This window comes from Celeribacter arenosi (assembly GCF_039539485.1).
Classification (GTDB): domain Bacteria; phylum Pseudomonadota; class Alphaproteobacteria; order Rhodobacterales; family Rhodobacteraceae; genus Celeribacter; species Celeribacter arenosi.
The window spans coordinates 121921-134744 of sequence record NZ_BAABDF010000001.1; the positions used below are offsets into that span (position 1 = coordinate 121921).

At 59.4% G+C, this 12824-nt stretch carries 8 protein-coding genes; all 8 read left to right on the forward strand.

Features of this window, described 5'->3' with window-relative positions:
* Positions 1-273: diguanylate cyclase domain-containing protein (locus ABD815_RS00670; protein ID WP_344842066.1), on the forward strand; the 273-nt coding region annotated here is incomplete at its 5' end.
* Between the two features lie 903 nt (positions 274-1176).
* Positions 1177-2208 carry a LacI family DNA-binding transcriptional regulator gene (locus tag ABD815_RS00675; protein ID WP_344842068.1) on the forward strand — a complete coding sequence of 344 codons (1032 nt, stop codon included), beginning with the start codon at positions 1177-1179 and terminating at the stop codon, positions 2206-2208.
* A 162-nt stretch (positions 2209-2370) separates the two neighbouring features.
* Positions 2371-3672: an ABC transporter substrate-binding protein gene (locus tag ABD815_RS00680; RefSeq protein WP_344842071.1), complete on the forward strand. Its 1302-nt coding sequence runs from the start codon at positions 2371-2373 to the stop codon at positions 3670-3672.
* Positions 3673-3780: 108 nt separating this feature from the next.
* A complete protein-coding gene (locus ABD815_RS00685) occupies positions 3781-4647 on the forward strand; it encodes a carbohydrate ABC transporter permease (protein WP_344842073.1) in 867 nt (288 codons plus the stop codon).
* A 13-nt stretch (positions 4648-4660) separates the two neighbouring features.
* Positions 4661-5491 carry a carbohydrate ABC transporter permease gene (locus ABD815_RS00690; RefSeq protein WP_344842076.1) on the forward strand — a complete coding sequence of 277 codons (831 nt, stop codon included), beginning with the start codon at positions 4661-4663 and terminating at the stop codon, positions 5489-5491.
* Positions 5492-5503: 12 nt separating this feature from the next.
* Entirely contained in the window at positions 5504-6508 is a 1005-nt protein-coding gene (locus ABD815_RS00695) for an ABC transporter ATP-binding protein (RefSeq protein WP_344842079.1), read from the forward strand.
* Between the two features lie 49 nt (positions 6509-6557).
* Positions 6558-8030, forward strand: a complete 1473-nt coding sequence (locus ABD815_RS00700; RefSeq protein WP_344842082.1) for a mannitol dehydrogenase family protein — start codon at positions 6558-6560, stop codon at positions 8028-8030.
* 232 nt (positions 8031-8262) lie between these two features.
* A complete protein-coding gene (locus ABD815_RS00705; protein ID WP_344842084.1) occupies positions 8263-12624 on the forward strand; it encodes an ExeM/NucH family extracellular endonuclease in 4362 nt (1453 codons plus the stop codon).
* The last annotated feature ends 200 nt before the right edge of the window (positions 12625-12824 follow it).

Consider the following 12824-nt stretch of genomic DNA (forward strand, 5'->3'; position numbering starts at 1 on the left):
GTGGATCACGAGCGTCTGATGTTGATCGGGGCGCGCATTATCGAGCGTCTGGAAGAGCCTGTGCCCTATGGCGATGGCGTGTGCAAGATTTCGGGGTCGATCGGGATCACCACCACGGACATGTATGATGCGGTGGATATTGACCGGATGATTTCCGACGCGGATTTGGCGCTTTATGCGTCCAAACATGACGGGCGGGCGACGGCGACGGTGTTTGACCGCAAACGCCACGACGGTCAGGTCGGTGACTTTGACGGTGCGCTGAGGGCGTAGGGACCTGAGGCGCCGTGTCGCGATTGGCGCGGTGCGGGGCAGGGGTGAGGCGGCTGGCGGTATGTAGGCGGTGCGTTGACGGTACGTCGGCTGTGCGTTGTCGGTGTGTCGGTTGCGGGCGCAGACTTCAGAAAATTGAGATTGGTCCGATGTTGTTCGGTGGCCACGCGCAGGTTGGGCGCGGGGTTTTTTGGTGTGGGGATTTAGAGGGGGATGGGCGTTGGTGTGAGCGGGAGTTTCTGCGCGTCTGGGCGGGTAAGAGGCGCGGGGCAGAAGGTGTGGATTAGGGTGCGAGGGGTTTGAGTGCGGGTCGGAGGCGCGGGTGCTTGGCGTGGATCGAAGTGCGCGGGGTTTTCGGGCAGGGGATTAGCGCGGGGGAGAAGGTGTGGACTGGACTGCGCGGGAAGTTGGGCGGGCGGATAGGGTGCGCGGGACTTGGCGTCGGGCAGGGTGTGGGTCATGTCGCGGAGGTTTGGCGCGGGTTTTTGGGGGCCGCCGGAATGTATGGCCAGGGTGTGCGGGTCGAGGTGTTTGGGCGGCGGTGTTTGGGCGTGCGGGCGTGCGAAACGACGCGGGTCATCTCGCGGGTCATCACGGGGGCCTGCGCGCGTGGTTTTGCGCGATTGGGCGGGCGGTGTTGGGTGGGGTGCGTGGGGGGCGGGTGTGGTTTCGGGCGTGGTTTGCGGTCAGTGGATGGGGCTTTGGGGCTGTGGAACTCCTTATTTTCGCGGGATTAATGCAAGGATATCATCAGAGTTTACGCGATGGATTGCCTGAAAGGTCAAAAAAGGTGAAGGTGAGGACAGCGAGGTAAAGTTTGCGCGCGACAATATTTTGGGCTGCGGGAAAGCGGTTCGGGATTTGGGGCGACGCAGGGCGATCGCAGGGTGGAGGAGGCACAGAATGGACGATTCGAAGATCCGGAACATGGAGGAGTTCGCCTCCGTCAGTGGCATTTCGCGGCCCACGGTTTCGAAGTATTTCAACGACCCTGAAAGCGTGCGCAAATCGACGCGGGCGCGCATCGAGGCGGCGCTCGAACAATACGATTATCGCCCCAATATTTATGCCATCAACCAGAACCGGCGATCCACGAAGAACGTCGGGATTGTTGTGCCTTATCTGGCCGATCCGTTCTTTGCCGAGATCGCGCGCCATGTGGAAACCCATGTGATTGGCGCGGGGTTCCGGCCTATCCTGTTGAGTTCGCACGGCGATCCGGGTCAGGAGATCGGTAATCTGGACAGTTTGCGCGCGTTGCGGCCGGCGGGGGTGTTGATGGCGCCTTTGGGGCGGGCATCGGATCGCGCCATGGTGGAGGCTTTCTGTGAAGAGGTGCCCACGGTGCTGTTTGACAGCAACCTGGAGGGGGTGGGCGAGGCCTTTGTGGGGCACGATAACCGCCAAGCCACGGAAAATATTGTGAAATACCTGTGTCGCACGGGAGAGCCGCCGGTGTTTTTCGAAATGAAGACGCCCGCCAACCCGAACGCCAACCGTCGCCGGAACGCCTATCTGGACGTGATGCGCGCGCATGGGCATGAGCCGCAGGTGATCAGTATTGATGGTGTGGGGTGGGAGTTCGAGGAAATCGGGTTTCGCGGCGCGCAAAAGGCGCTCGCGGCGCGGGAGTTTTCGACCAACACGGTGCTGTGTTCCAACGACCGTCTGGCGATCGGGTTTTTGTCGGCGGCCTATGAGACGGGATTGCGCATCGGGGTCGGGGCGGGATGTGCGATGCGGGTGGCGGGGCATGATGACCATCCGTTTGCGCGCTTTACCTGTCCGCGGCTGACGACGATTTCGCAGGACTATACCTCGATTGCGACCAAGGCGGCGGAGACGTTGTTCGGGCTCATCGAATCGGATGCACGTGCAGCATCGCGTGAAACCACGCTTTTCGACGGAAAACTGATCCTGCGCTCTTCGGCCTGAGGCGCGCCCCCAAATCGCTTTGGGTGTGTTGGGCGTCGGGTTTTTCGCATTCTGCGTATTTAATTCACTCCTTAAATTTACGCGCGTAAAGTTTTTGATTGACGCATTGTCGCAGTTTTGGATAGCGTTAACCCACAACATCAAATCTCAGGGAGGAGTAGGATGTCTTATCGTAACGCACTGAGTGCGGCTACAGCACTCTGCATGATCACAGCCGGTGGCGCGATGGCAGAGACCATCACCATCGCAACTGTGAACAACGGCGACATGATCCGTATGCAGGGCTATACCGACGATTTCACCGCCAAAACCGGCCATGAAGTCGAATGGGTAACGCTCGAAGAAAACGTTCTTCGCCAGCGTGTGACCACGGACATCACCACCAAAGGTGGCCAGTTCGATATCATGACCATCGGCATGTATGAAACGCCGATCTGGGGTAAGAACGGTTGGCTCGTGCCTCTCGACAACCTCTCCGCCGAATACAACGCCGACGACATTCTGCCGGCGATGAAGGGTGGTTTGTCCGCAGATGGCGTCATGTATGCGGCACCGTTCTACGGCGAAAGCTCGATGATCATGTACCGCAAGGACCTGATGGAAGCGGCCGGCATGGAAATGCCTGATGCGCCGTCCTGGGCTTTTGTCGCAAAAGCGGCACGCGCCATGACCGACAAAGACAATGAAGTTTACGGCATCTGTCTTCGCGGTAAGGCCGGTTGGGGTGAGGGCGGTGCCTTTATCACAGCGATGTCCAACTCCTTTGGCGCCCGTTGGTTCGACGAAGAGTGGAATGCACAGTTCGACAGCCGTGAGTGGTCCGACACGCTGCACTTCTTTGTTAACATGATGAATGACGCGGGCCCTCCCGGCTATGCGACGAACGGTTTCAACGAAAACCTGTCGTTGTTCCAGCAGGGCAAATGCGGCATGTGGATCGACGCAACTGTTGCGGCATCCTTTGTGACGAACCCCGACGACTCTGAAGTCGCTGACAAGGTTGGTTTTGCGCTGGCACCTGACAACGGTCTGGGCGTTCGCGCCAACTGGCTGTGGGCATGGGCACTGGCAATTCCTGCCGGCACCCAGAAAGTCGAAGCGGCTACCCAGTTCATCGAGTGGGCAACATCGACCGGCTACATCGATCTCGTAGCGGCCAACGAAGGTTGGGCAAACGTTCCTCCGGGTGCGCGTACATCGCTGTACGAAAACGCAAACTACCAGGACGTGCCGTTTGCGAAGATGACGCTGGAATCGATCCTGTCGGCTGATCCGAACAACTCGACTGTTGATCCGAGCCCCTACGTAGGTGTTCAGTTCGCAGCAATCCCCGAGTTCGCCGGTATCGCGACAGACGTGAGCCAGGAGTTCTCCGCAGTCTACGCTGGTCAGCAGACCATCGAAGAAGCGCTCGAAAAAGCGCAGGCACTGACGACTGACGCAATGGAAGCCGCAGGCTACTAAGCGTTCTCCCTGCTGGTGGGCGGCTGGCCGAAAGGTCGCCCACCGGTTTCTCCATTTTCGACATTCCGAACAATTCTCGCAGACAATGTAGAGACTTAGGAGCCCGATATGGCCACTCAACATTCCCGATCAGCAGCACGCATGATGATGGCTCCAGCCGTCGTTTTGCTTTTGGGCTGGATGCTCGTCCCGTTGACGATGACGGTTTATTTCTCGTTCAAGAAATATCTGCCGCTGCGCGGGGGCGACCTCGGGTGGGTGGGATTTGAGAACTACGCCCGCTTTGTCGGTTCGAGTTCGTTCTGGCCGTCGGTCTGGACCACGCTGGCGATTGTTGGCGGTGTGCTGGTGATTACGATTTTCCTCGGCGTGTTGCTCGCCGTGCTGCTCGACCAGCCGATCTGGGGGCAGGGGATTGTGCGAATTCTGGTGATTGCGCCGTTTTTCGTGATGCCCACGGTGTCCGCGTTGGTGTGGAAGAACATGTTCATGGATCCTGTGAACGGGTTGTTTGCCCATCTGTGGAAGGCGTTCGGGGCGGAGCCGGTTTCGTGGCTCTCCGAGGCGTCGATGCCGTCGATCATTCTGATTGTGAGCTGGCAGTGGTTGCCGTTCGCGACACTTATTCTTTTGACCGCGATCCAGTCGCTGGACAGTGAGCAGTTGGAGGCCGCCGAGATGGATGGTGCGCCGGTGCTCAAGCGGTTTGCCTTTATCGTGCTGCCGCACCTGAGCCGCGCGATTACGGTGGTTTTGTTGATCCAGACGATTTTCCTGTTGTCGGTTTTCGCGGAAATCTACGTGACGACGCAGGGTGCGTTCGGGACCAAGACCCTGACCTATCTGATTTTCCAGCGGGTTCTGGAGAGCCAGAACGTGGGTCTGGGATCGGCAGGGGGTGTGTATGCGATCATCCTGGCCAATATCGTCGCGCTCTTCCTGATGCGCATTGTCGGCAAGAACCTGGATACCTGAGGAGGGACGCGAGATGGCACGTGCTGCAACGACACAACGCAAAGTCTTGATGACCGTTCTGGCGTGGGGCGTCGGGTTACTGATCTTTTTCCCGATCCTCTGGACGATTTTGACAAGTTTCAAAACCGAGGCACAGGCGATTGCAAGCCCGCCTATCTTCCTCGGTTTTGATTGGACACTGGAGAACTACAGGGTTGTTCAGGAGCGCTCTGACTACATGCGGTTCCTGTGGAATTCGGTGATTATTGCGGGGGGCTCGACGCTTCTCGGGGTGATCATTGCGGTTCCGGCGGCGTGGTCGATGGCCTTTGTGCCCTCCAAGCGCACCAAGGACATCCTGATGTGGATGTTGTCGACCAAGATGTTGCCGGCGGTTGGTGTTCTCTATCCGATCTACCTCATCTTTATTAAGCTCGGTGTTCTGGACACCCAGATCGGGTTGGTTGTTGTGTTGATGTTGATCAACCTGCCGATCATCATCTGGATGCTCTACACCTACTTCAAAGAGATCCCCGGCGAGATTTTGGAAGCGGCGCGGATGGACGGTGCGGCATTGCGTGAGGAGATCATCTACGTTCTCACACCGATGGCGATCCCGGGCATTGCCTCGACCATTCTTCTCAACGTTATTCTGGCGTGGAACGAAGCGTTCTGGACGCTCAACCTGACGGCGGCGAAAGCGGCACCTTTGACCGCCTTTATCGCCAGTTATTCCAGCCCGGAAGGGTTGTTCTACGCAAAACTCAGCGCGGCCTCCACTATGGCGATTGCGCCGATCCTCATCCTTGGCTGGTTCAGCCAGAAACAACTCGTGCGCGGCCTGACCTTTGGCGCGGTGAAATAAGGAAATCCGATTATGGGACGCATCACGCTCGATAAAGTGACCAAGAGTTTTGGGTCGACGGAGGTTATTCCACCGCTGGACCTGACGATCGAAGACGGCGAGTTCACGGTCTTTGTTGGCCCCTCCGGCTGCGGTAAATCCACGCTTTTGCGGTTGATTGCCGGTTTGGAAGACGTCAGTTCGGGGCAGATCCGCATTGATGGTGCTGACGCGACGCGGGTTCCCCCTGCAAAGCGCGGTCTGTCGATGGTGTTCCAGTCCTATGCGCTCTACCCGCATATGTCGGTCAAAAAGAACATCGCCTTCCCGTTGCGGATGGCGAAGATGGACCCTGCAGAGATTGAACGCCGCGTCAGCGAGGCGGCATCGGTTCTCAACCTGACCGACTATCTTGATCGCCGCCCCGGACAGTTGTCGGGTGGTCAGCGTCAGCGGGTTGCCATCGGGCGTGCGATTGTGCGCGAACCTTCGGCCTTCCTGTTTGACGAACCGTTGTCGAACCTCGATGCGGCATTGCGTGTTGGCATGCGGATGGAGATTTCCGAGCTGCACAAAAAGCTGCAGACTACGATGATCTACGTGACCCACGATCAGGTCGAAGCCATGACCATGGCCGACAAGATCGTTGTGCTGCGCGCCGGTTACATCGAACAGGTCGGATCGCCTCTCGAACTCTACAAAGCGCCGCGCAACCTGTTTGTGGCGAGCTTTATCGGGTCGCCGAAGATGAACTTTATCGAAGGTCCCGAGGCTGCGAAATACAATGCCCATACCGTCGGGTTCCGCCCCGAGCATATCGAGATTTCCGCAACCGGCGGTGCGTGGTCGGGTGTTGTGGGTGTTTCCGAGCACCTCGGATCGGACTCGTTTTTCCACATCCATGACACCGGTCTGGCAGAGACCATCACGGTGCGCGCAGATGGTGAAGTCGGGTTCAAATACGGCGACCGCGTGACCCTGTCTCCGCGGGTGGAAACGGTGCATCGCTTTGACGAGAACGGTCTGCGCATCGAGTAGACCGTGTCTGCGTCAAGCGGCTTAAAAACAACAAGAAAGCGGTGTAATCATGCCGGTTAAACTCTCCAATGCGACCCTTAACGATCTGCCGGAGGGCGTTCTGCGTCCGACCTATGATCGCACCGCCCTGACGCCCGGTATCGTTCACATCGGGTTGGGCAATTTCCACCGTGCGCATCAGGCGTGGTATTTGCACCGTCTGATGCAGGCGGGTGGGGCGCGCGATTGGGCGATCATCGGGGCGGGTGTTCGCCCCTATGATGCCGATATGCGCGAGCGTCTTTTGGCGCAGGATTGTTTGACCACCTTGATTGAACTCGATCCGGCGGGCACCTCGGCCGAGGTCAGTGGCGCGATGATCGACTATTTGCCGATCGAGGAGGGCAATGCGTCCCTGATCGCGGCGATGTCCGATCCGGCGATCCGCATCGTGGCTTTGACGGTGACGGAGGGGGGCTATTATGTCGACCGTGTCACCGGTGGGTTGGATGTCGAGCATCCTGATATTGTGCATGACATTGCCAATCCGGCGTCGCCGCGCACCGCCTTTGGCGCGATGGTGGCCGCGTTTAGTGCGCGCCGTGCGGCGGGACATGCGCCGTTTACGGGGCAGAGCTGTGATAACCTGCAGGGTAATGGCGATATTTTGCGCCGCACCGTGGTGACTTTGGCGCGGCTGACCGACGATAGTCTGGCCGATTGGATCGACCGCGAGGGGGCGTTCCCCAACTCCATGGTCGATTGCATTGTGCCTGCGACGGGTCCCAAAGAGATCGCTTTGGCGCGCGAGATCGGCATTGATGATGCCGCGCCCGTGACGCATGAGAATTTCCGCCAATGGGTGATTGAAGACCGGTTCTGTGCGGGGCGTCCTGCGTGGGAAGAGGTCGGGGCGACGATCACCGATGATGTGCATTCCTATGAGACGATGAAAATCCGTATTCTGAATGCGGGCCATCAGGTGTTGGCGAATGCGGGCGAGCTTTTGTCCGTCGGGTCGATTTCCGACTGCATGACGCATAGTGCGATTGCGCCGTTTTTCCGCAAGGTCGAGCGCGACGAAATTGCGCCCTATGTTGATGCTGTGCCGGGAATGAAGCCGGAAGACTATGCGATTTTGATCGAGCGTCGGTTCGCCAATCCCGCGATCCACGACACGGTGCGCCGTGTGGCCTTTGACGGGTCGTCGCGGCACACGGGCTTTGTCCTGCCGGTTCTGCGCGATGCTTTGGCGGCGGGTGGATCGGTGGAAGGTCTGGCATTGGTCGAGGCGCTCTGGGCACGGATGTGTGCGGGCGGGCGTGACGATGGCACGGTGATCGAGCCCAATGATCCGATGTGGTCGCAATTGGTTGTGGCGGCGCTGGAGGCCAAGGAGCGGCCCATGGCGTGGCTCGAACAGGAGCGGTTCTATGGGGATCTCGCGCAGGCGGCACCCTTTGCGGAGGCGTTTTCGCGGTGGCTGACGCGGCTGTGGTCGGAGGGAACGGAGTCCGTTTTGAAGGCCTACGCGGCCGCGTAACGGGGTCCTTTTGGCGAGCGATTCGACATCGCCACCGATGTGTTAGCGCATAAACCGATTAATAATTTGTCTATTTGGTCTAATTTTTTGGCCCCGCAGTGCGCTCTGCGGGGCCTTCCCTTGCGTAAGTATTGGACAGGTGCCCCCATCGTCAGCAACACTTCATGATGCTGTTACGCGTGGATGCCACGCAGGCGGCGCATAGCACATGTTTCGCTCAGAGGGGGCACTTATGAATAAGCATCACCACGGACGTTCCGGATTCGATCACGCTTGGGGTCCCAAGTGGAACAGCAAAGCCGATCAGACGGTCTATGGCACGGATGGGTCCGACTGGATCAAGACGGGTCGCGGTGATGATACGATCTATGGCAGCGCGGGGTTGGATTTCATCGAGGCCGGCAAGGGGTTCGATACGGTTGTTTATGGCGGCTCGATCCTCGATGCGGTGATTACGCCGATTTATGCCGGGCACGGGTGGAAGTGTTCGGGTGCGCCCAAGGCCTATGTTGTGGCGTTCGGCGGCGATGACTGGAGCATTGATATCCTCAAAGGTGTCGAGGCGGTGCGTTTCGAGGCCGATGATTACACGCTCTATCTCGATGGCACGAACAACGCGGTTCTGGCGGGCGATGATGTGGCCGAGGCGGTTGAGAATGTCGCGCTGGAGATTGATGCGGCGGCGCTATTGGCCAATGACCGTGAATTTGATGGCGATGCGATCGAGATTGTCGAGGTCTCTGCGACTTCCGAACTCGGGGCGGATGTCAGTTTTGTCGATGGTGTGGTGAGCTACACGGCGGGTGCGGGATTTGATGCGCTGGCGGCCGGTGAGACCGTGGTCGACACGATCACCTACACCGTGGACGACGGCAAAGGTGGCACCGACACCGCGACGGTGACCATCACCGTGACGGGCACCAATGACGCGCCGGTTCTGTCGCTGACGGGGGCGGTGACGATTGACGAAAACACCACGGCTGTGGATGCCGGCGTGTCCGCGAGCGATGTGGATAGTGCGACGTTGACCTATTCGCTGTCGGGCACCGATGCGGCCTATTTCACGATTGATGCGGCGACGGGGGAGATCGCATTCGCTGCGGCGCCCGATTTCGAAGCGCCGCTCGATGACGGCGGTGACAATGTCTATGACGTGACGGTGACGGTGAGCGATGGCGATCTGAGCGATAGTGCCGATCTCTCTGTGACGGTTGCCGATGTGCTCGAAATTCCGGTGGTGGATGGGCGCATCAACGAGATTCATTATGACAACGAGGGCACCGATACCGGTGAGTTCATCGAAGTGCGCGTCGCGGCGGGGGACGATGTCTCCTACCTCACGGTCGAGCTCTATAACGGGTCGAACGGGACGGTGTATAATACGCTGGATGTCTCCGGCGCGGTGATGACCTCTGACGGGGTTTACGACTATTACGTGATCGATCTGCCCTCGAACGGGTTGCAGAACGGATCGCCTGACGGGATGGCATTGGTCAACGGGACCGAGGTTCTGGAATTCCTGTCCTATGAGGGCGAGCTGGTGGCGGTCGGCGGTGCGGCCGATGGGACGCAGTCGAGCGACATCGGGGTTAGCGAGAACGGCGGCACGCCTGAGGGCTATGCCTTGCAGCGCAACGACGATGGCACCTGGCGTGAGGCGGAGCCGGAGACCAAGGGCGGCGAAAACGTGCAGGTCATCACACTCGGCGGGCGCATCAACGAGTTGCACTACGACAATGCCGGTGCGGATCAGGGCGAATTCATCGAGGTGCGCGTGAATGCGGGCGCGGATGTGTCGTTGGTGACGGTCGAGCTTTATAACGGGTCGAACGGGACGGTGTATAACACGCTCGCGCTGTCGGTTGGGGATGTGACCAGCGACGGCACATACGACTATTACGTCATCAATCTGCCCTCGAACGGGTTGCAGAATGGATCGCCCGATGGATTGGCGTTGATCGACGATGGGGCGGTGGTCGAATTCCTGTCCTATGAGGGCGAGATGACGGCGACTGCGGGGGCGGCGATTGGCCTGACGTCCACGGATATCGGGGTGAGCGAGGCGAGCAGTGCCGAGATCGGCACCTCTTTGCAGCGGCGCGCCGATGGCAGCTGGTTCGAGAGTGCGCCCGAAACCAAGGGCGGCGAGAATGCGGGTCCTGCGGTGCCATTGGTCGCGCGGATCAACGAGTTCCATTACGACAATGACGGCAGCGATGTCGGTGAGTTCATCGAAGTGCGCGTGGAAGCCGGTGGCGATGTCAGTTTGCTGACGGTCGAGTTGTATAACGGCAATGGCGGGACGGTCTATGGCACCTTCGATGTGTCGTCGGGGACGATGACCTCGGACGGGGACTATGATTACTACGTGATCGAGACCGGATTGCAGAACGGCGCGCCCGATGGATTGGCTCTCGCCAATGACGGGGTGTTGATCGAATTCCTGTCCTATGAGGGCGAGATGACCGGGTCGGGGGGCAGCGCGGATGGCGTGACCTCGACGGATGTGAATGTCGCGGAGGGCGCTGACACGGCGATTGGCGAGTCCCTGCAGCTCGGCGATGACGGGGTGTGGAATGCGCCCGCCGCAGAGACCAAGGGCGCGGCCAATAGCGGCGATGTGATCGTTGATCCGCCCGTGGGTGAGGCGGTGTTGATTTCGGCCGTTCAGGGCAATGCGTTCGAGACGCCTTATGCCGGTCAGACGGTGATCGTGACCGCGATTGTGACCCATGTGGTTGGCACCGGTTTCTACATTCAGGAAGAGGATGCGGACGCGGATGCGGATCTGATGACCTCGGAGGGGATTTTCGTCTTTACCGGAGGTGGCACGGCGGTGAGCCTTGGCGACTTGGTCGAGGTGACGGGCGATGCGGCCGAGTATTTCGGCATGACGCAGATCGCCAGCGTGTCGAATGTGACCGTGGTGTCGAGCGGCAATGCGTTGCCGACGCTGACGACGGTGACGCTCGATCCGGAAATTCCGCAGAGTTTCGAGGCGGTCGAGGGCATGTTGGTGTCTGTGGTGTCGGGCACCTCGGATGCGCTGACGGTGATCGAGAACTACAACCTCGCGCGCTATGGTGAGGTGACCATTTCGGCGGGCACGCAAACCCAGCCGACGCAGATTTACGACGCCCAGACCGAGGCCGCAGAGATTGCGGAGTTGATGGCGGAGAATGCGAATGCGCGTCTGTTGCTCGATGACGGAAACGGGGCGCAGAACCCTGATTTCTTTGAGTATCTGCCGGATAACAACCCGCTCGATGATAATGATTATCTCGATAAGGGTGACGATTTCGGCGACGATGGCACCACGGTTCGTCTGGGGGCAGAGGTCGATGGGGCCGTTGAGGGCGTGATGAATTACGCCTTTGGTGACTATCGCCTGACGGTCACCGAGACGCTCGATTTTGTCGACGGGACCAATGTGGGCGCGCGCACCGATGCGCCCGAGGATGTGGGCGGCACCTTGCAGGTGGCGTCTTATAACGTGCTCAACTTCTTCACCACGATTGACGTGACGGGGGCGGGCACGGGGCCGGACGGGTCGCTCGATCCGCGCGGTGCGGATTCGGAGGAAGAGTTCGCGCGCCAGTCCTCCAAGATCGTTGACGGCATCATCGCCACGGGCGCCGAAGTTGTGGCGCTACAGGAGATCGAGAACAACGGCACGGTCGCGATCGGCACGCTCGTCGATCTGCTCAACGCGGAAGGCACGGGGGCGGATTACGCCTATGTCGATCCGACCGGCACCGGTGATTTCATCGGCACGGATGCGATCACCACGGGCATCATCTATGACGCCAATGCGGTGAGTTTGGTGCATGCCGATTACCTTGTGTTCGAAGAGGCGAGTGCGGATGCGACATTCGCGATTGCGGATGCTTTGACGGGCTATGTGGGCGGAAGCTTTAGCGACTTTGACCGCAACCGTCCGTCCACTGTTGCGACCTTCCTTGACGAGGCGACGGGCGAGGAGTTCACGGTTGTGTCCTCGCACTTCAAATCCAAAGGTGACAGCGGGTTGGACACCGTGGCGAGCAATGCGCAGAACTGGCTGTCGGCCAATGCGTCCTCGCCCGATTACGCGGTGGTTGCCGATCTCTATGCGCAGTTGCTGGCCGATCCGAACTTTGACCAGGGTGGTGGTCAGGGGTTCTGGAACGGGGTGCGCACGGATGCGGCGGGCGAGTTGTCCGATTGGATGTCGAATGACTACAACGGCGGCGGCGTGACCAATGTTCTGATGATGGGCGACATGAACGCCTATGCGAAGGAAGATCCGGTTCAGGCGCTGGGCGAGGATGGCTATGTCGATCTGATCGACACCTTCATCGGTCAGGACGAGGCCTATTCCTATGTCTTCGATGGTCAGCAAGGCACGCTCGATCAGGGGTTTGGCGATGCGGAACTGGCGGCCCATGTGACCGGCGTGACCGAGTGGCACATCAATGCCGACGAGCCCGGGTTGATCAACTACGACAACAGCTTCACCGACTCGGCGTTCTACAACGACGGGGTCTATGCGAGCTCGGACCACGATCCGCTGATCGTGGGGCTCGATTTCTCCGACAGCTTCGTTTTCGTCTGAGGCGGGGATTTGGTGGATTGAGAGGGGCGGCCTGCGGGTCGCCCTTTTTGTTGGGGGAAGGGGTGTGGATGGCGGGTTTGAGGCCAGAGTTACTGACGAACAAAAGCCCGGCTTGAAACGGAAATGGAGTTCTTGGCGGGGTCTTTCGCGTTGGCGAAGCAGTAGCCGTCGGCACGATGAATAGTGCCGAACTTCAATCC